We start from the raw sequence: 20326 nt of genomic DNA on the forward strand, positions 1-20326 counted from the left end.
GATTCGAACCTGTGACCCCATCATTATGAGTGATGTGCTCTAACCAACTGAGCTACGTAGCCATCTTTTTTTTCGCGATACCTTATCGGCGTTGCGGGGCGCATTATGCGTATAGAGCCTTGCAGCGTCAACCTCTTTTTCAAGGAAAATTACTCGAAAGTGACTGTTTGGTTAGGTTGCGAACAGCGTGGCGCTATATTCGTCAATTATTGTTTACTTTATGTTTTTCCCCCACCCTACAGTCATTCTTTTGCCATACAGGATGAAATTCGGAATTTAACAATAGTGGTGGGAAATTAATCTATGAAATACTAGTCCGTTGCAACAGGACAGGGCAGGGATCGCTACGCCTGCATCTTTGCCACCACTTCAGGCGATTAATTGAGGGAATACTATGCTGCGTTTTATGACGGCGTTGATGGGGGCGTTATTACTTATGCATTCTGCGTTTGCCGATACGGCCAAACCGGAAATTGGCAAATATGTTTTTGGCTATCGTGGGCAGGAAGGGGCTGTGGTGTGGATGATGCGGATTGGCCCGAAAGCGGAAAATGAAGCCCTCATTCAGGTATCGCATGTTGATAACGACATCGATGGTCAGATTTTTCGCTGTAAAGTGAAAGCATTACAGGAAGGTGAGAAATCCTATACTGCCGTAATTAAGGGCAAATCTTTTGAGTTATTACGCCTGAAAGAGGGAAATGGTAGCCTGCATATTCCGGATGAGCAGGCGACCTGGTCGGTGGCTTACAGTGATGAGTTGTCAAACAGTGATGTGGCAAACCCGGAACATTACCTTACTGCATATCAGAATCAACAAGCACCTCAATAACTGAAACTGCCCCGGATTTCACCGGGGCAGTACCGCATTTCTTACTTATATGCCGACTGGTGAACGCCAACTGCGCGACCAGATGGATCGTCCATTTTCTTGAACGCCTCATCCCATTCGATCGCTTTAGCGGAAGAACAAGCGACGGAAGGACCGCCCGGCACGCACTCAGCGGCGCTCGGAAGCGGGAACAGTTCTTCAAAGATTTCCCGGTACAGATACGCTTCTTTTGAGGTCGGTGTGTTGTACGGGAAGCGGAAGCGGGCAGTTTCGAGTTGTTGATCAGAAACCTGCTGCGCCGCCACTTCTTTCAGGGTATCGATCCAACTGTAACCGACACCATCGGAGAACTGCTCTTTCTGCCGCCAGGCCACGCTTGCGGGCAGATACGCTTCAAAACATTCACGCAGGATGTGTTTCTCCATTTTGCCGTTACCGCACATTTTGTCCTGCGGGTTAATGCGCATCGCCACGTCGAGGAATTTTTTATCCAGGAACGGTACGCGCGCTTCCACGCCCCAGGCAGACATCGCTTTGTTGGCGCGTGCGCAGTCATACATATGCAGGGCCAGCAGTTTACGCACCGTCTCTTCATGCAGTTCTTTAGCGTTTGGCGCTTTGTGGAAGTACAGATAACCGCCAAACACTTCATCAGAACCTTCACCGGATAGCACCATTTTAATGCCCATCGCCTTGATCTTACGCGACATTAAATACATCGGTGTTGAAGCACGGATAGTCGTCACATCATAGGTTTCGATGTGGTAAATCACGTCGCGGATGGCATCCAGGCCCTCCTGTACAGTGAAGTGAATTTCGTGGTGCACCGTGCCCAGATGGTTTGCCACCTCCTGGGCGGCTTTCAGATCTGGAGACCCCGGCAGACCGACGGCAAAGGAGTGCAACTGAGGCCACCAGGCTTCCGAGCGTTCCTGATCTTCCACGCGACGAGCAGCATATTTCTTGGTGATCGCGGAAATGATTGAAGAGTCCAGCCCCCCCGAGAGCAGCACACCGTAAGGCACGTCAGACATCAAATGGCTTTTAACGGAATCTTCCAGTGCCTGACGCAGTTCGTTTTTGTCGGTCACGTTATCTTTCACCGCATCGTAGTCGAACCAGTCGCGGTGATAATAAGAACGGATTTCACCATCCTGACTCCATAAATAGCTCCCCGCCGGGAACTCTTTAATCGAGCGGCATACTGGAACGAGAGCTTTCATTTCTGAGGCCACATACAGCTGACCGTGTTCGTCATAGCCCATATACAGTGGGATGATCCCCAGATGGTCGCGACCAATCAGGTATGCATCTTTTTCGCTGTCGTACAGGGCAAAGGCAAACATGCCCTGCAAGTCGTCGAGAAATTCCGGCCCTTTTTCCTGATACAGCGCGAGGATCACTTCGCAGTCAGACCCGGTCTGGAACTGGTAACGATCGCCGTATTCGGCGCGCAGTGCCTGGTGGTTGTAGATTTCACCGTTTACCGCCAGTACGTGGGTTTTTTGTTGGTTGTAGAGAGGTTGCGCCCCTGCGTTAACGTCAACAATTGACAGACGTTCGTGGGCGAGAATGGCGTTATCGCTGGCATAAATACCGGACCAGTCCGGACCACGATGACGCATCAGGCGTGACAGCTCGAGTGCTTTCTTGCGCAGCTCAACTGCGTCTGTTTTGATATCGAATACGCCAAAAATTGAACACATAACCTTCTCCGTTAACCTGATGTTTGCTTGTTAAAAAAATGCCGCAAAGCAGCACTGTGCGCAAGCGATTTGGAGGAGGAAAAATAAAAAACGTAATGGTGATTGCTGATTTGTGAAAAAGGATAGGGTGTAGTGGCATGTTTATTGATGGATCGATAATTTTTGGCGGGTTTTATTAAATGGGAGAATTTTAATGATGGGTAAAAATATGAAACCACGCCCTGAGGCGTGGTTTCTATTCAGATAACGTCGATTTCAGCGACTGACGGGTAAATCCAGCTGGGGCGAAACGGCATGCTGTCAATATCGTCGAGCGACGAAACGCCGGAGAGTACCAGAATCGTCTCCAGACCGGCCTGGAAGCCCGCCAGAATGTCGGTACGCAGGTTATCGCCGACAATCACCGTTTCTTCCGAGTGCGCCTGCATTTTGTTTAATGCCGCGCGGATGATCCACGGGCTGGGCTTACCAACATAGAACGGTTTGCGCCCGGAGATTTTCTCAATGCCCGCGCACAGAGCGCCACAGGCCGGATAAAAACCACGTCCGTGGGTGTCAGGATTGGTGGCGATAAAGCGTGCACCGTTAGCGACGAAATAGGCCGCTTTATGCATCATCTCCCAGTTGTAGGAACGCGTTTCGCCAACAATCACAAAATCAGGGTTCACATCGGTAATAGTGAAACCGGCTTTGTACAGCTCATGGATAAGCGCCCCTTCGCCCACCACATACGCTTTCTTGCCTTCCTGGCGACGCAGGAAATCGGCGGTTGCCATGGCAGAGGTATAAAACACGCTGTCCGGCACATCGACACCCGCAGTGGCAAAACGGTTTGCCAGGTCCTGCCCGGTCTGCGAAGGATAGTTGGTCAGCAATACCAGCGGTAGGCCTTTATCCATAATCCCGTGCAAAAATTCCGCTGCACCCGGTACGGCGACGTTATCGTGCATCAGCACGCCGTCGATATCGCAAATTACATTTTTAATGGTCATGGACTACCCAGAATATTGACAACAATAAGCGCCACTATAAAAGCACATTAATTTTCCAGCAAATGCTGAAGCAAAATACCGTTGAGCATGGCGCGTTTAACCAGCGCAAACGCGCCGATTGCCGAGCGGTGATCCAGCTCAGAACGTACCACCGGCAGATTAGTGCGAAACGCCTTCAGCGCCTGGGTATTAATGCAGCTTTCAATAGCAGGGAGCAGCACTTTATCGGCTTCGGTGATTTCACCGGCAATAACAATTTTTTGCGGATTAAATAAGTTGATAGCAATGGCGATGGTTTTGCCCAGATGACGACCAACATACTCAATCACTTCCGAGGCCAGACCGTCGCCTTTGTTTGCAGCTTTGCAGATAGTTTTGATGGTGCAGTCATCCAGTGGCACGCGGCTCTGGTAGCCTTGCTTTAACAGATTCAACACCCGTTGTTCAATGGCAGCGTTGGCAGCGATAGTTTCCAGGCAGCCAAAGTTGCCGCAGTGGCAGCGTTCACCCAGCGGTTCGACCTGAATATGGCCAATTTCACCGACGTTGCCGTTGCGCCCGATAAAAATGCGTCCGTTAGAGATAATCCCGGCCCCGGTTCCGCGATGGACACGCACTAAAATGGAGTCCTCGCAATCCTGACTTGCACCGAAGTAGTGCTCTGCCAGCGCCAGACTGCGGATATCATGGCCGACGAAACAGGTCACGTTAAAACGTTCTTCCAGTGCTTCTACCAGTCCCCAGTTTTCTACCTGAATATGCGGCATGTAATGAATTTTGCCGCTGTCCGGGTCAACAAGCCCAGGCAGGATCACCGAAATGGCGATCAGCTCTCGCAGCTTGCGCTGGTAGCTATCAATAAACTGAGCAATGGCATTCAGCAGGGCATGTTCCAGCGTTTGCTGGGTACGTTCAGGCAGTGGGTAATGTTCTTCTGCCAACACTTTGCTACTGAGATCAAACAGGGTAATGGTGGCGTCGTGACGACCAAGTCGTACGCCGATTGCGTGGAAATTGCGGGTTTCGGTGACGATGGAGATAGCGCGGCGGCCCCCGGTGGAGGCCTGCTGATCAACTTCTTTGATCAGCCCGCGTTCGATAAGCTGACGCGTAATTTTGGTTACGCTGGCGGGAGCAAGCTGGCTTTGCTCGGCAATCTGAATCCGTGAGATTGGCCCGTACTGGTCAATCAGGCGATAAACCGCCGCGCTGTTAAGCTGTTTTACGAGATCAACATTACCTATCTGAGCTTGTCCACCTGGTGTCATACTTTCTCTTATTGAGTTACGACCTCGTTACCGTTAACGATGGTCTTGGTGATTTTAAAATCAGGTGTGAATGCGGTCAGGTTGGCCACTTTACCAGCGGCGAGCGTACCGAGACGTTTCTCAACCCCAATCGCACGCGCCGGATAGAGCGTCGCCATACGCAGCACTTCATCCAGTGCGATACCGCAATGTTCGACCAGATTACGCACGCCTTCAATCATGGTTAAGGAGGAACCGCTTAACGTACCGTTCTCATCCACACAAAGTCCGTTACGGTAGTATATTGTTTTACCCGCAAAAATGAACTGATCAATGTTGGCCCCGGCTGGCGCAGTGGCGTCAGTGACCAGACACAGTTTGTCACCTTTCAGACGTTTGGCGTTGCGAATATTAGCGTAATCAACATGCAGGCCATCAGCGATAATACCGCAATAAATGTCAGCTTCGTCGAGGATCGCGCCCGCCAGCCCCGGTTCGCGACCGGTAATATACGGCATCGCGTTGTACAGATGGGTGGCAAAGGTAATCCCTGCGCGGAAACCAGCTTTCGCTTCTTTCAACGTTGCGTTGGAGTGACCGGCAGAAACCACAATCCCGGTATTTGCCAGTTTGCTGATCACTTCCGCTGGAACCATTTCCGGTGCCAGCGTCACTTTGGTAATGACGTCGGCGTTCTCACACAGAAAGTCGACCAGCGTGGCATCAGGCTTACGCACAAAATTCGGATTATGAGTACCTTTTTTCACCAGATTCAGCCACGGACCTTCCAGATGCAGACCTAACGCCTGATTCGGATGTTTTGCCAGGTACTCGCGCATTACGCGCACGCCCTGTTTCATCAGCTCATCGCTGGTGGTGATAAGCGTTGGCAGATAGTTGGTGCAGCCCGATTTCTCATTGGCTTGTTGCATGATTTCCAGCGTTTCCACGCTGACTGCTTCTGCGGTGTCGTTAAACTGTACGCCGCCGCAGCCGTTTAATTGCACATCGATAAAACCGGGGGAGAGAATGGCCCCGTTCAGTGAACGTTGTTCGATCTCTGGCGGCAATTCCGCTACCGGACAGACGCTTTTAATCAGGCCATCAGCGATAACAACCGCGTGGTCATCAAGAAATTCGTGACCGCTAAAGATCCGGCCCTGGGTTAATGCATACATTCTGACCCCCGATTTTAAAAATAATATTGCCCTGAGCAGGCGTCAGGGCAGGGATAACAATTACAGACCTTTGATATTTTCTGCTTCTAATTCATTGAAATATCTTAAAGTCTTAACTTTCAGCTCCATGGTGGAAGGCTCATCGCACACCATGATCGCTTTCGGATGCAGTTGCAGACAGCTGATGGTCCACATGTGGTTCACGCAACCTTCAACTGCGGCTTGCAGCGCCAGTGCTTTCTGGCTACCCAGCACCAGAATCATCACTTCTTCGGCATCCAGCAATGTACCAACACCGACAGTCAGGGCATATTTTGGCACCTGATTGACATCGTTATCAAAGAAACGAGAGTTCGCGACGCGAGTGTCATGAGTCAGGGTTTTGATACGAGTACGTGAAGCCAGAGAAGACGCCGGTTCATTAAATGCAATATGACCGTCGTTACCTACACCGCCCATAAACAGATGAATTTTTCCGTAAGAACGAATTTTTTCTTCATATTGGCGGCACTCGGCGTCGATATCCGGGGCGTTTCCGTTGAGAAGGTTGATATTTTCTGCTGGAATATCAATGTGATCGAAGAAGTTACGGTGCATAAAGCTGTAGTAGCTTTCCGGATGCTCTTTCGGCAGACCGACATATTCGTCCATGTTGAAGGTGACAACGTGCTTAAAGCTGACCTGGCCTGCTTTATGCATTTCGACTAACGCTTTATAGGTGGTCATCGGCGTGCCGCCAGTCGGCAGACCCAGAACAAACGGACGATCGGCGGTCGGTTTGAACGCATTGATACGATTGACGATATGGCGAGCAGCCCATTTGCCGACTTGTTCAGCGGTAGTCAGGGGGATCAGTCTCATTATTCACCTCAATAAGTAAAATGTAAGCCGTTGGCGGATTAGGCATCTTTAAGCGTAACCTGGATTTGCGCAGACAGGCGTCAATCCGACCTGATTTTTTGAATGATAAAATAAGTTTTCTGGTTTAGCCAGTAAAAGGGAGTGCTGATAACGATATTTGGTGACAAAACTCACAAAAGATACGCGTTTAATTTGCGATACGAATTAAATTTTTACACACTTTGTAGTAGATGATCTAACAATCTGATTACAGAACATCAGCAGTACCATTTGCAGCAAAATAAAAATACGGCTTTAAACGAGCCAAATAGGGGTCTCGTAGGGGGAATAAGATGAATATTTTAGGTTTTTTCCAGCGGCTCGGTAGGGCGTTACAGCTCCCTATCGCGGTGCTGCCGGTGGCGGCGCTGTTGCTGCGATTCGGTCAGCCCGATTTACTTAACGTTGCGTTTATTGCCCAGGCGGGCGGCGCGATTTTTGATAACCTCGCATTAATCTTTGCCATCGGCGTGGCATCCAGCTGGTCAAAAGACAGCGCTGGTGCCGCGGCGCTGGCGGGGGCGGTAGGTTACTTTGTGTTGACCAAAGCGATGGTCACCATCAACCCAGAAATTAATATGGGTGTACTGGCGGGTATCATTACCGGTCTGGTTGGTGGCGCAGCCTATAACCGTTGGTCCGATATTAAACTGCCGGACTTCCTGAGCTTCTTCGGCGGCAAACGCTTTGTGCCGATCGCCACCGGCTTCTTCTGCCTGGTGCTGGCGGCCATTTTTGGTTATGTCTGGCCGCCGGTACAGCACGCTATCCATGCAGGCGGCGAGTGGATCGTTTCTGCGGGCGCGCTGGGTTCCGGTATCTTTGGTTTCATCAACCGTCTGCTGATCCCAACCGGTCTGCATCAGGTGCTGAACACCATCGCCTGGTTCCAGATTGGTGAATTCACCAACGCGGCGGGTACAGTTTTCCACGGTGATATCAACCGCTTCTATGCCGGTGACGGCACGGCGGGGATGTTCATGTCTGGCTTCTTCCCGATTATGATGTTCGGTCTGCCGGGCGCGGCACTGGCGATGTACTTCGCAGCACCGAAAGAGCGTCGTCCGATGGTTGGCGGTATGCTGCTTTCTGTTGCTGTTACCGCGTTCCTGACCGGTGTGACTGAGCCGCTGGAATTCCTGTTCATGTTCCTTGCACCGCTGCTGTACCTCCTGCACGCACTGCTGACGGGGATCAGCCTGTTTGTGGCAACGTTGCTGGGTATCCACGCGGGCTTCTCCTTCTCTGCGGGGGCTATCGACTACGCGTTGATGTATAACCTGCCAGCGGCCAGCCAGAACGTCTGGATGCTGCTGGTGATGGGGGGTGTCTTCTTCGTTATCTACTTCGTGGTGTTCAGTTTGGTCATTCGCATGTTCAACCTGAAAACGCCGGGTCGTGAAGATAAAGAAGACGAGATCGTTACTGAAGAAGCCAACAGCAATACCGAAGAAGGTCTGAATCAACTGGCGACCAACTATATTGCTGCGGTGGGTGGTACTGACAACCTGAAAGCAATTGACGCCTGTATCACCCGTTTGCGCCTGACCGTGGCTGACTCAGCTCGCGTCAATGATGCGATGTGTAAACGTCTGGGGGCTTCTGGGGTAGTGAAACTGAACAAACAAACTATTCAGGTGATTGTCGGCGCGAAAGCGGAATCCATTGGCGATGCGATGAAGAAAGTTGTTGCCCGTGGTCCGGTAGCAGCTGCGTCTGCTGAAACTGCGCCTGCAACTGCCGCTCCTGTAGCAAAACCGCAGGCTGTACCAAACGCGGTCTCTGTCGCGGAGCTGGTATCGCCGATTACCGGTGATGTTGTAGCCCTAGATCTGGTTCCTGACGAAGCCTTCGCCAGCAAAGCGGTGGGTGACGGTGTGGCGGTGAAACCGACGGATAAAATCGTTGTATCACCAGCCGCAGGGACAATCGTGAAAATCTTCAACACCAACCACGCGTTCTGCCTGGAAACCGAAAAAGGCGCGGAGATTGTTGTCCACATGGGTATCGACACCGTGGCGCTTGAAGGTAAAGGCTTTAAACGTCTGGTGGAAGAGGGCGCGCAGGTTAGCGCAGGGCAACCTATTTTGGAAATGGATCTGGATTACCTGAACGCAAACGCACGCTCGATGATTAGCCCGGTGGTTTGCAGCAATATCGACGACTTTGGCGGTCTGATCATTAAAGCTCAGGGCCATGTTGTGGCGGGTCAAACGCCGCTGTATGAAATCAAAAAGTAATCTGCTTCATGTTTGATGCGACGCTTGAGCATCGCATCTAACAATAACAAGCGGCGGGGTCTTCTCTGCCGCTTTTTTTGTCTGAGATTACATTGGGAAGATAAAAACAGCGCCTGCGCAAAGCGCCAGAATACGGATGAGATACATGGGGATGGTGAAAATCCAAAATTCGGACATTTTATATTTACCCATTCCCATAATCATTGCTGGCATCCCGTCGATAGGCATATAGCCGCCGTTCCAGCCTGATATCGTTATCGCGACTGCGGCCGCCATCGGGCTGATACCTAACCCTGTACAAGCGGCAATGGCAATAGGGCCGAAAATGAAAATAGAGCCTATTGTTGAGCCGGTGAAGGTAGAGCAAGTACTCGTTAACAACGCCAGGACAAGAATAAAGATAAACGGTGAAACGTTTGTTCCCAGTACCCCGGCCACAGCGTTACCGATCATCGCCGTCACACCTGTGCCAGCGAGTGCATCAGCAACACCGATAACACATGCCGTCATGATAATTACCGGAGCGCCCATATTATCGCGCACTTCCTTAAAGTCGAGGACGCCGATAATAAGTAAAAATCCCCCCGCCAGGCCTGGAATGATATAAGCAATATCGCCCAGAGTACTGATAAGCATCATGCCAACGACGCTGACGAAAAAAGCGCCGACGGTGCATTTTTCCTTCCAGGCAGGAAGAACATCTGCTGCGTTTACTGATTGCGAGCCATCATTCTCAACGGTATCCGCAGTAGGATGGGTGGGTAAAAAGCGGTAAGCAATTAAACTCCATGCAAAATATGCCGCTGACATAATTAGGTTAACCAGGGCAAATTTGATCATCGAAATTTCCTGGTTGATACCTGATGACTGCAATACGGATACAGTGACACCAAAGAGTAACGCCACATTAATCGGAATTAGTGGGTGATTAGTGGCAAAACCTAAAGGCATGACAAGTTTTGAGGTCGGTAGCTTCTGGCTATAAGGCAGGGATGCGATAAGCGACAGGATTAGTACGTAATATCCCGTCGCACCTGTACCCGCAAGGCTCGCGCCAAGCATAACGATCATCAGCAACAGTATATAGCTTTTAAAACCCCCGCGATTCAGATGTGACATCATCGCGGTTTTAATGCCCATGATAAGTTGTGTTTTTTGCAGTCCAGCCATTACCACCATAAAACCAGCAAGCATAATAACTGTTGAGTTTACAAAGCCAGCGAAGGCCTGTTGGATGGTGGATACCTTGCATAACACCAGCAATAAACACGCAAGCAGTGGCGGCGCGCCAAAGGGCATTTTGTCCGACATGATCAGCACGATCATCAGAACCAGTATTCCTAGCGCCAACATCATATCCATTGTCATTTTTTCTCTCCTTTTAGGCTTCCAGCATGTCGCGCGGCACCTTAAAGACCGCTTTGCGTACTGACGTAGCCGCGCCAATCGCGCACAGCGCCTGATGGGGTTCTTCTGGCATAAAGACGGCAAAATCACCGGCGTGTAGGGTGATGGCGACGTTGTTCTCGGGGAACGGGGCGATAAACAGATCGGGCTTACGTTCTTCATCGCTTTCGCGAGCGATGGGCCGCGTTCCCGCATTAATGCCCTCACACCCGGCAATCACCACCTGAATATCGGCCCACAGATGGTGATACTCCGTATGCCGGAGATCGGCGGGCTGCGTGTCTGAAATACCCAGCGTGCAGAACCACCGACATCCTTCCGGTTGCCAGCGACCATCCTCCCTGGCCGATAACGCCTGTAACGAACACTCCGGGTGCAGCAGAATATTTTTCACGCCAGCGGGAAGCCCCGCCTGTGACAAATGGTTGAGATTCCCGATAATCATGATGCCCGCCCCTTAACCCACTCGGGGGAGATGCGCACGTACTTGATGGCCTGACGCCACCAGGTGTAAGCGATATGCAGCGTACCGTCCGGGCTTTGCTTGATGCTGGGATAGGAGAACTCGCGGTTTAGCTTTTCCAGCGAATTGTTAGTCATGCAGTAGCCGTCGCCTTCATCGAGATTGCGCTTCCACGGCCAGCTTTTCCCGCCATCGGAAGAAATCGCCACTGTCATCGGCGCGCGCGGGGCACCCCAGAAAGCGGAGCGTCCGACGGCTGTGGGTTCTTTGCGGCTGTCATCGCCATCGTCGATTTCGTCATACAGCGACGCGCGACGTTCTACTGCGCCTGCTGCACTCATCGCGTTGTACACCAGCGCCAGTTCGCCGCTGGCAAGCGTCGTCACCTGAATAGACGAATTGTTGTTAGGCAGTTCAGTTGCTTGCGGCACCGACCAGCTCTCGCCGTGGTCCGCAGAATGGCTGATATAGATGTTGTCTGCCCAACGGCTGCGGAAGAGAGCAACCAGCGTACCGTCTTGCAGCATGGTGATATTCATATGAACGCAGCCGAGGCTTTGTGGCACCTCGACATCGCGCCAGGAGTGGCCACCATCCGCAGAGATTTTCACCGCGCTGATATCATCATTGCCGACCCATTTTTCACCGGGTTGGGTACGGCAATAAAAGACAGGCAGCAGCCAGTTACCGTTATCAAGCACCGTGATCGGCTGGCGAATGAACGTGCCGGGTTTATCAAGCAGGGTGGCAATCTCGCCCCAGGTTTGCCCAAGGTCGTGAGACTGACGATAGCGGACGATGGCGGTGTCCTGATTACCAGATATTTGTGCGGTCCACAGTAGCCACAGCACGTTATCCGGCGCGAGAAACAGTACTGGGTTCTGCTCTGAACGCGTGTCATCGTGGGAGAGTTTGACCGCATCGCTCCACTGCATCCCGCCAGCGGGCAATCGCGATCCCCAGACAGAAATATCGGCAATACCTTCCTGCGTTCCCGCAAACCAGACGCACATTAAAGCGCCATCCGGCAAAGGCAGAATATTTGCCGCGTGGTTTTGCGGGCAGGATGAGGGCAGCATAGCGGTAAGCACATGCGAATCGTTTTCGGATGGACGGATGACGCCGTCACGAACAAGGGCTACAGACATAGTTAGACTCCATCTTAAAGTCAGTAATAGATTTATTAATGAGAGTGCGATTCATGCGTTTCGATTAATGTCGAAACTTTTTTATTTCTTCTTTCACGGATAATATTGAGTGTCTCAACACTTAATGAGAAAAATATCGCGAAGTAGAGATACTCTTTGGCAATATGAATGTTGAGACTATCGGCAACCAGCAATACGCCGACAAATAATAAAAAGGTTAACGCCAGTATTTTTATTGACGGCGTGGCGTTAACAAAATCACCAATTGTTTTCGCCGCAAACATCATGATGCCGACGGCAATCATTACGGCGGCAATCATGATAAATATATGCTGAGAAAGGCCGACGGCGGTGATCACCGAATCCAGGCTAAACACGATATCGAGCAGCATTATCTGTACGATGGCACCGCACAGCGACAGCTGCCGAGATCCGCTGCCATGTTTGTCTTCCTGCGCGGGCGACATCTCTTCGCGTATCTCCTGTATTGCTTTATAAATCAGGAACAGCCCGCCCCCGAGCAGAATCAACGTGCGGAACGAAATCTCCAGCGCCAGCACGGTAAAAAGCGGCTGGGTAATATGTGAAAGCCACGCAATGGATATCAGCAATAATATCCGCATAATCATCGCGCAGCTTAAACCCAGTTTACGCGCCATATTTTGTTGTGATAACGGCAGTTTTGCCACCACCAGTGAAAGAAAAATAATATTATCCACCCCGAGAATAATTTCCAGAAAGGTGAGGGTAATTAAAGTAAGCCAGATATCTGGCTGTATAAACCACAGAAACATGGGATAATCCTTTAGTCTCTTTATCTAAACTTTACGGCAACACGTTAGCGGGCTGGATAATAGAGTTAATTTAATTAATGTGATAATGACGAATAATTTGCTGAATCTCGCCGATCTGTTCAGGCGTGAAATTAACCGCGTAGCGGCTATCGCCCACATCATGCCCCATAAGCTGCAATGCTTTTTTCACTGCAGCCGGAGAAAACGCTACTTTATAGAGATCGGTACGCAGGCCTGTCACACTCTCCTGTGCCTGATACGATCCTTCAATATCACCGGCATGGAAGCGAGACCAGATGGCATTGATTTCTCGCGGCGCGACGTTGGCGAGCCCGGAAATACAGGCTGAACACCCCTCGACAAACCCTTTATGGATCAGTGAGTCCGGGCCGTTGAGCACATTAAAGCCGTCAATGTCGCGCACAGCATCGAGAAAACCTTTCAGGCTTTCGTAGCTTCCGGCGCTGTCTTTAATCCCAATGATATTGGGATGCGACGCCAGAGCGCGCGCGGTTTCCGGCTGGATCGTATTGCCGGTGCGGGCCGGGATGTTATAGAGAAACATGGGAATGCTCAGCGCGTCGGCAATTGCGGTGTAATGGGTAATCAGTTCTTCCTGTTTCAGCGGTACAAAGTACGGGGTAATGACCGACACCGCATCTACGCCCAGTTTCTCAATTTGCTGGCCCAGACGAATCGTTTCGCGCGTCGAGATCTCGCCAATGTGCGCCACGACCGGTGCGCGACCAGCCACTTCATCCACGCAGGTTTGCGTAACGTTGAGCTTTTCCTGCTCGTTCAGCACAAAAAACTCGCCGTTGGTACCGCCGCAAAAAATCGCGTTACCGGCTTCCAGCTGGCGATTCACCTGTGCTTTTAACGCCGGGAGATTCAGGCCGCCGGTCGCGGTAAACGGGGTGACGATGGCGGTTAATACACCTTCAATGGTTTTCGGCATGATTTACTCCTTAAAGGGATGTTGCGGAAACAGCGTTTGGTAAATGGCCTGCACGTCCTGCTGATTCAGTTGGCAGGGCGCATTGTTCATCAGGCGCTTCACGTTCAGTGCCGCCGCGCTAAGAGACGCAATATCTTCTGGCGGTACGCCAAGATCCGCGAGATTGTTGGGTAGCTTGAGTTGATTGACTAACGCCTGTAGCCAGGCCACCAGAGTGTGAGATTTCTCTTCCGCGCTCAGGGAGGTATCCGCGTCAGGAATGCAATCCCAGACCTGGGCAAATTTCTCAACCGCGTAAGGGCGTACGACGGCCATGCATGGCGCCAGCAAGATGGCATTCGCCACGCCGTGTGGCAGATGATATTTGCCGCCTAATGGGTAGGAGAGCGCATGAACCAGGTGCGTGCCCGCATGAGTAATCGTCACGCCGCCATAGTAAGACGCCCACAGCATTTCCAGTTTTGCGCGCAGATCCTGAGGATCGTTCACGGCGGTCTGAATATGCCGGAAAAGCTTACTTAGCCCAGTCAGGGCCGCGTTATCGCTGACCGGGTTTGCCACGGTCGAGGTAAAACACTCCAGTAAGTGGCAAAGCGCGTCAATGCCTGTGGACGCTGCAATATGTGCGGGCATGCTGGTGGTCAGCTCGGGGAAAAGTGCCACGTAGTCCGGTAACAGCACCGGAGAAATAATACCCACCTTCGTGCTTTGTTCAGGGATCGCCAGAATCGCATTCGGCGTGGCTTCTGAGCCGGTACCAGCGGTTGTAGGAATCAACCATGATTGCACCCGCTGCGTCGGTTTTTCACCGGCAAGCAGCGCATCCAGCCCCGGTGAATCGGGGTGACAAAGCACCGACAACAGTTTTGCGACATCCAGCACGCTGCCGCCGCCGACGCCCACCACTACATCAAAAGACGCGTTGCCGAGGGTCGCCATTTGCTGGCGCACATCATGATGCGTAGGCTCTGCGGGCACATTATCGATAACGCTCACCTGCGGGCAGTGCTTTTCGAGTAAGGCGCGAATCTGCTGCACACCGTTAAGCTGTGCAATATTGCTGTCTGTGACCAGCAGCAATTTTCTGATGCTGGGTAAGAGCGACGTCAGGGAAGGGATAGCGCCTGCGCCGCTCAGTATCGTGCTATTGATAATTACCACAAATAACCTCTCTTCTGGTGATTGAATTCAATCATTCAAAATGCCGTAGTCTATATGACATGGCCTAATTTTATAATTTATTGGAGTGATTAATAACTTGAACTTGCTCACATTTAATCAATTGTGATTGAATATAATCATTGTCATCATAAAACAACCCGGAGTGATGATGGAAAAGGGAATCAGTAAGCCGAGCATTCTCGTCGTTGCCGATGATTTCACGGGAGCCAACGACGCGGGGGTAAGCCTGGCGCAGGTGGGGCATACGGTTGATGTGGCCTTTGAAATGCCTTATCGCGGAGATGCCAGCATATGGGTGATTAATAGCGACAGCCGGGCGATGGATCCTAAGCTGGCGGCGATGAAAATAACCTCGCTGATGAGTCATCTCCCTCTGGCGAATAACCCGCCGCTCGTGATTAAAAAGATAGATTCCACGCTGCGAGGAAATATCGGCGCAGAAATTGAAGCCCTGATGAAGGCATGCGGTATAACGGGCGCAGTGGTTGCCCCCGCATTTCCTCAGGCGGGAAGGACCACAGTGGCCGGTGAGTGTTGGGTAAACGGCGTGCGGATAACGGAAACCGAGTTTGCCAGCGATCCGAAAACCCCGGTATTGAGTGCCCGAATTGCGGACATCATCCGGTTGCAGACGACCATTCCAAGCCAACCCGTTACGGTTTCCGACCTCAGTCATATGTCTTGTGAGCAACCGTGGATTGGCGTGATGGATGCGCAGACGGACAACGACCTGGATCGCATCGCTACCGCCGTGATGCAGATTAAACAACCGCTGCTGCTGGTCGGCTCTGCAGGTATTTGTGATGCCGTTGCCCGGCGCTCGGCGATTATGCCGCCACGTACCGCGCTGGCCATTATTGGTTCAATGAGCGAAATCGCTCAACGGCAGATCGCCACTCTGCGTTCGCATCCACGTATCACACAGATATACGTTGATGTGGAACACATTCTGTCAGGCGACGTCAGTGGCTATGACGCGCGTATTGTGCAGGCCTTACAGAAAGGCGACCACTGCATTGTCCACACCTGTAACGATTCTGTAGCAAGGCACCAGATCGACACCCTTTGCCAGCGATGGCAGATGAGTCGCACAGCGCTTGGGGAAAAAATTTGCCGGTTTCTTGGTGAGCTCACCCGGCAGGTTCTGCTTCGCGCAATGCCCGATGCGCTCTATCTCTCTGGTGGTGATGTCGCAATGGCAACAGCCAGTGCGTTAGGCGCGACCGGTTTTCGTATTACAGGGAAGGTGGCGCAATGCGTTCCATATGGTCACTTTCTGGGTGGCATCTGGTCCCGCCCGGTGATGACGAAAGCGGGAGGGTTTGGCGATGAGACCACGTTGCGTCAGGTTCTGAATTTTATCGAGGAGAAATGTAGTGAATAATATTATTGCGGTAACGATGGGCGACCCGGCGGGTATTGGCCCGGAGATCATTATTAAATCTCTGAGCGAAGCCGGGCTTGCTGGTGCCCCGGTGGTGGTGGTGGGCTGTGTGCGTACGCTGAGACGTATTATGGCGATGAATATTACGCCGCAGGCCGAGTTACGGATCATTGAAAAGGTGTGTGACGCCAACTTTGCTCCGGGTGTGATTAACGTGATGGATGAGCCTCTGGCTAATCCCGATGCGCTGACACCCGGTGTGGTACAGGCTGTGGCGGGCGATTTAGCGTATCGATGTATCAAACGTGCAACGGCCCTGGCCTTATCAGGCGAGGTGAAAGCCATTGCCACTGCGCCACTGAATAAAGAAGCGCTGCATCTTGGTGGGCATAACTATCCGGGGCATACGGAATTGCTGGCCCATCTTACCGGCAGCAAAGAGTACGCGATGGTGCTCTATACCGATAAGCTCAAGGTTATCCATATTTCGACCCATATTTCACTGCGTAAATTCCTGGATACCTTGAATGGTGAAAGGGTCAAAACGGTTATTCGTGTTGCGAACCACTTCCTGAAACGTGTCGGCATTGAGCGTCCGCGTATTGCCGTGGCAGGTGTAAATCCACATGCAGGGGAACACGGTTTATTCGGCACTGAGGAACTCGAGATTATCGCGCCTGCGATTGAGGCAATGCAGGCCGAGGATATTGATGTTACTGGCCCATGCCCGCCAGATACCGTGTTTATGCAGTGCCATGAAGGGCTATTCGACATGGTAGTGGCTATGTACCACGATCAGGGGCATATCCCGTTGAAATTGCTTGGATTTTATGATGGGGTAAATATCACTGCCGGGCTGCCATTTATTCGCACTTCTGCCGACCACGGCACCGCATTTGATATTGCCTGGACAGGAAAAGCCAAGTCTGAGAGCATGGCAGTTTCCATCCAGTTAGCAATGCAGATTTCACGAGAATAAAATGAAGGGATATAACCGGTTAGAGCAGATAATGGATTACCTGAAAAGCCATAATCTGGTCACCGTTGATGAGCTGGTGGTGGTAACCAATGCGTCGCCGGCCACGATTCGTCGAGATCTGATAAAACTCGATGAGCAGGGTGTTATCAGCCGTACACACGGCGGTGTGACCCTCAACCGGTTTATTCCTACCCAACCGACTACCCATGAGAAAATGCAGCGCAGCCTGGCGGAAAAACATGCCATCGCCAGCGCAGCAGCATCAATGGTCAAAGCGGGGGATTCCGTCGTCCTTGATGCTGGTACGACAATGATTGAACTTGCGCGGCAGATTACGCATTTACCACTTCGCGTGATCACTAGCGACCTGCATATCGCGCTTTTTTTGGCTGAATTCAAGCAGATTGAAGTGACGATTATCGGTGGACGTATCGACGACTCCAGCCAGTCCTGCATTGGCGAACATGGTCGTAAATTGCTGCAAAATACCTGGCCGGACGTGGCATTTTTAAGCTGTAACAGTTGGGATCTTGAAAAGGGAATTACAGCACCCACGGAAGAGAAAGCTGCACTAAAACGCGATCTTATCGCGCATGCTTCGCGCAAAATTCTCCTGGCCGATAGCTCAAAATACGGCTCATGGTCGCTGTTTAATATCGCGCATCTTAATGAACTGACAGAGATTATTACGGATAATCAGCTTGATGGGCAGACGCGAAGAACGCTGGCGTCCTTGTCGACGCGTTTAATCATAGCGGATTAATATACAACTCTGTGGTTGGCTGGCTTATTCAGCAATTTTATAAACGCTGCGATCTGGCGACGTTTGGCCCCATGTCTCCAGTACGAGGAGCTGTTGTATAGTGCAGAAAACACCCCAATATCTTCTGCAAAAGCACTTTTTCACTAACTAACAGTTGTCAGCCTGTCCCGCTTATAAGATCATACGCCGTTATACGTTGTTTACGCTTTGAGGAATCCACGATGAGTGAGGCAGAAGCCCGCCCGACTAACTTTATTCGTCAGATCATCGATGAAGATCTGGCCAGTGGTAAGCACACCACAGTACACACCCGTTTCCCGCCGGAGCCGAATGGCTATCTGCATATTGGCCATGCGAAATCTATCTGCCTGAACTTCGGGATCGCCCAGGACTACAAAGGCCAGTGCAACCTGCGTTTCGACGACACTAACCCGGTAAAAGAAGATATCGAGTACGTTGAGTCGATCAAAAATGACGTTGAGTGGTTAGGTTTTCACTGGTCTGGTAACGTCCGTTACTCCTCCGATTATTTTGATCAGCTCCACGCCTATGCGATCGAACTGATCAATAAAGGCCTGGCGTACGTTGATGAACTGACACCGGAACAGATCCGCGAATACCGTGGCACCCTGACGCAGCCGGGTAAAAACAGCCCGTACCGCGACCGTAGCGTCGAAGAGAACCTGGCGCTGTTCGAGAAAATGCGTACCGGCGGTTTTGAAGAAGGTAAAGCCTGCCTGCGTGCGAAAATCGATATGGCGTCGCCATTTATCGTAATGCGCGATCCGGTGCTGTACCGCATTAAATTTGCTGAACACCACCAGACCGGAAACAAGTGGTGCATCTACCCGATGTACGACTTCACACATTGCATCAGCGATGCGCTGGAAGGTATTACACACTCTCTGTGTACGCTTGAGTTCCAGGATAACCGTCGTCTGTACGACTGGGTACTGGACAACATCACCATTCCTGTTCACCCGCGCCAGTACGAATTCTCGCGCCTGAATCTGGAATACACCGTGATGTCCAAGCGTAAGCTGAACCTGCTGGTGACCGATAAGCACGTTGAAGGCTGGGATGACCCGCGTATGCCGACCATTTCCGGTTTGCGTCGTCGTGGTTATACTGCGGCTTCTATTCGTGAATTCTGCAAACGCATTGGCGTGACCAAGCAGGACAACACCATTGAGATGGCGTCGCTGGAATCCTGCATCCGTGAAGATCTCAACGAAAACGCCCCGCGTGCAATGGCGGTTATCGATCCGGTGAAACTGGTTATCGAAAACTATCAGGGCGAAGGTGAAATGGTTACCATGCCGAACCATCCGAATAAACCGGAAATGGGTAGCCGTCAGGTGCCGTTTAGCGGTGAGATTTGGATCGATCGCGCCGATTTCCGCGAAGAAGCCAACAAGCAGTACAAGCGTCTGGTGCTGGGTAAAGAAGTGCGTCTGCGCAATGCTTACGTGATTAAAGCAGAACGCGTGGAGAAAGATGCCGAAGGCAATATCACCACCATCTTCTGTACTTATGACGCAGATACCTTAAGCAAAGATCCGGCTGATGGTCGTAAAGTCAAAGGCGTTATTCACTGGGTAAGCGCGGCACATGCGCTGCCGGTTGAAATCCGTCTCTACGACCGTCTGTTCAGCGTGCCGAACCCAGGCGCTGCGGATGATTTCCTGTCGGTGATTAATCCGGATTCTCTGGTCATCAAACAGGGCTTTGCTGAACCGTCTCTGAAAGATGCGGCAGTGGGCAAAGCATTCCAGTTTGAGCGTGAAGGTTATTTCTGCCTCGACAGCCGCCATTCTACGGCTGAAAAACCGGTATTTAACCGCACCGTTGGTCTGCGTGATACCTGGGCGAAGGTTGGCGAGTAAGTTTACGCCGCATCCGGCAGTAACTAATTGAAACGCCACGATCTGTGGCGTTGAGAATGATGACAAACGCAAAATTGCCTGATGCGCTACGCTTATCAGGCCTACGTAATCACTGCAATCTATTGAAATTGCATGTTTTGTAGGCCGGATAAGGCGTTCACGCCGCATCCAGCATGAACAACGCACACGTTGTCAACAATCTGAGGCCGAGTTCGGCCTGAGAATGATGACAAACGCAAAATTGCCTGATGCGCTACGCTTATCAGG

At 51.4% G+C, this 20326-nt stretch carries 17 protein-coding genes; 6 read left to right on the top strand and 11 right to left on the bottom strand.

Annotated features, from left to right (window positions below):
* The first annotated feature begins 394 nt into the window (after positions 1 to 394).
* On the top strand, positions 395 to 832 hold the full coding sequence (locus tag A7090_RS00575; RefSeq protein ID WP_105272617.1) for a hypothetical protein: 438 nt from the start codon (positions 395 to 397) through the stop codon (positions 830 to 832).
* Positions 833 to 873: 41 nt separating this feature from the next.
* On the opposite strand, the gene asnB is transcribed toward A7090_RS00575, so the two are convergent.
* The 5 genes from asnB to nagB form a co-directional block, all read right to left on the bottom strand.
* Entirely contained in the window at positions 874 to 2538 is a 1665-nt protein-coding gene (asnB, locus tag A7090_RS00580; protein ID WP_105272618.1) for an asparagine synthase B, read from the bottom strand.
* Positions 2539 to 2777: 239 nt separating this feature from the next.
* Positions 2778 to 3530, bottom strand: a complete 753-nt coding sequence (nagD, locus tag A7090_RS00585; protein WP_000153134.1) for a ribonucleotide monophosphatase NagD — start codon at positions 3528 to 3530, stop codon at positions 2778 to 2780.
* 47 nt (positions 3531 to 3577) lie between these two features.
* Positions 3578 to 4798 (bottom strand): DNA-binding transcriptional regulator NagC, encoded by a 1221-nt coding sequence (gene nagC, locus A7090_RS00590; protein WP_105272619.1) that lies wholly within the window; start codon positions 4796 to 4798, stop codon positions 3578 to 3580.
* An 8-nt stretch (positions 4799 to 4806) separates the two neighbouring features.
* The gene (gene nagA / locus A7090_RS00595) at positions 4807 to 5955 is read right to left on the bottom strand and encodes an N-acetylglucosamine-6-phosphate deacetylase (protein ID WP_105272620.1); all 1149 of its coding nucleotides are present in this window, start codon (positions 5953 to 5955) and stop codon (positions 4807 to 4809) included.
* Between the two features lie 60 nt (positions 5956 to 6015).
* Positions 6016 to 6816, bottom strand: coding sequence for a glucosamine-6-phosphate deaminase (gene nagB, locus A7090_RS00600; protein WP_068873737.1), 801 nt, complete (start codon positions 6814 to 6816; stop codon positions 6016 to 6018).
* A gap of 332 nt (positions 6817 to 7148) precedes the next feature.
* On the opposite strand from nagB, the gene nagE reads away from it, so the two are divergent.
* A complete protein-coding gene (gene nagE, locus A7090_RS00605) occupies positions 7149 to 9095 on the top strand; it encodes a PTS N-acetyl glucosamine transporter subunit IIABC (RefSeq protein ID WP_105272621.1) in 1947 nt (648 codons plus the stop codon).
* Positions 9096 to 9182: 87 nt separating this feature from the next.
* Here nagE and A7090_RS00610 read toward each other — a convergent pair whose 3' ends face one another.
* The 6 genes from A7090_RS00610 to A7090_RS00635 all read right to left on the bottom strand — a co-directional run bounded on the left by A7090_RS00610 (position 9183) and on the right by A7090_RS00635 (position 15026).
* Positions 9183 to 10463 carry an SLC13 family permease gene (locus tag A7090_RS00610; RefSeq protein ID WP_105272622.1) on the bottom strand — a complete coding sequence of 427 codons (1281 nt, stop codon included), beginning with the start codon at positions 10461 to 10463 and terminating at the stop codon, positions 9183 to 9185.
* Positions 10464 to 10476: 13 nt separating this feature from the next.
* On the bottom strand, positions 10477 to 10947 hold the full coding sequence (locus A7090_RS00615) for a YhcH/YjgK/YiaL family protein (RefSeq protein ID WP_105272623.1): 471 nt from the start codon (positions 10945 to 10947) through the stop codon (positions 10477 to 10479).
* Positions 10944 to 12113, bottom strand: coding sequence for a sialidase family protein (locus tag A7090_RS00620; RefSeq protein ID WP_105272624.1), 1170 nt, complete (start codon positions 12111 to 12113; stop codon positions 10944 to 10946). The genes A7090_RS00615 and A7090_RS00620 overlap by 4 nt, the downstream gene beginning before the upstream one ends.
* A gap of 35 nt (positions 12114 to 12148) precedes the next feature.
* Positions 12149 to 12907: a TerC family protein gene (locus A7090_RS00625; RefSeq protein WP_105272625.1), complete on the bottom strand. Its 759-nt coding sequence runs from the start codon at positions 12905 to 12907 to the stop codon at positions 12149 to 12151.
* Between the two features lie 70 nt (positions 12908 to 12977).
* A complete protein-coding gene (locus tag A7090_RS00630) occupies positions 12978 to 13865 on the bottom strand; it encodes a dihydrodipicolinate synthase family protein (protein WP_105272626.1) in 888 nt (295 codons plus the stop codon).
* Positions 13866 to 13868: 3 nt separating this feature from the next.
* Complete coding sequence (locus A7090_RS00635; protein WP_105272627.1) at positions 13869 to 15026, bottom strand: iron-containing alcohol dehydrogenase; 1158 nt, start codon at positions 15024 to 15026, stop codon at positions 13869 to 13871.
* Between the two features lie 169 nt (positions 15027 to 15195).
* Here A7090_RS00635 and dtnK point away from each other — a divergent pair, with 169 nt between their 5' ends.
* The 4 genes from dtnK to glnS all read left to right on the top strand — a co-directional run bounded on the left by dtnK (position 15196) and on the right by glnS (position 20059).
* A complete protein-coding gene (gene dtnK / locus A7090_RS00640) occupies positions 15196 to 16431 on the top strand; it encodes a D-threonate kinase (RefSeq protein WP_105272628.1) in 1236 nt (411 codons plus the stop codon).
* Complete coding sequence (locus tag A7090_RS00645; protein ID WP_105272629.1) at positions 16424 to 17410, top strand: D-threonate 4-phosphate dehydrogenase; 987 nt, start codon at positions 16424 to 16426, stop codon at positions 17408 to 17410. The genes dtnK and A7090_RS00645 overlap by 8 nt, the downstream gene beginning before the upstream one ends.
* A gap of 1 nt (position 17411) precedes the next feature.
* Positions 17412 to 18173, top strand: coding sequence for a DeoR/GlpR family DNA-binding transcription regulator (locus A7090_RS00650; RefSeq protein WP_105272630.1), 762 nt, complete (start codon positions 17412 to 17414; stop codon positions 18171 to 18173).
* A gap of 221 nt (positions 18174 to 18394) precedes the next feature.
* On the top strand, positions 18395 to 20059 hold the full coding sequence (gene glnS, locus A7090_RS00655) for a glutamine--tRNA ligase (RefSeq protein ID WP_105272631.1): 1665 nt from the start codon (positions 18395 to 18397) through the stop codon (positions 20057 to 20059).
* Positions 20060 to 20326 lie beyond the last annotated feature (267 nt).

Origin of the sequence: Escherichia sp. MOD1-EC7003, from assembly GCF_002965065.1 — a bacterium.
Lineage (GTDB): Bacteria > Pseudomonadota > Gammaproteobacteria > Enterobacterales > Enterobacteriaceae > Escherichia.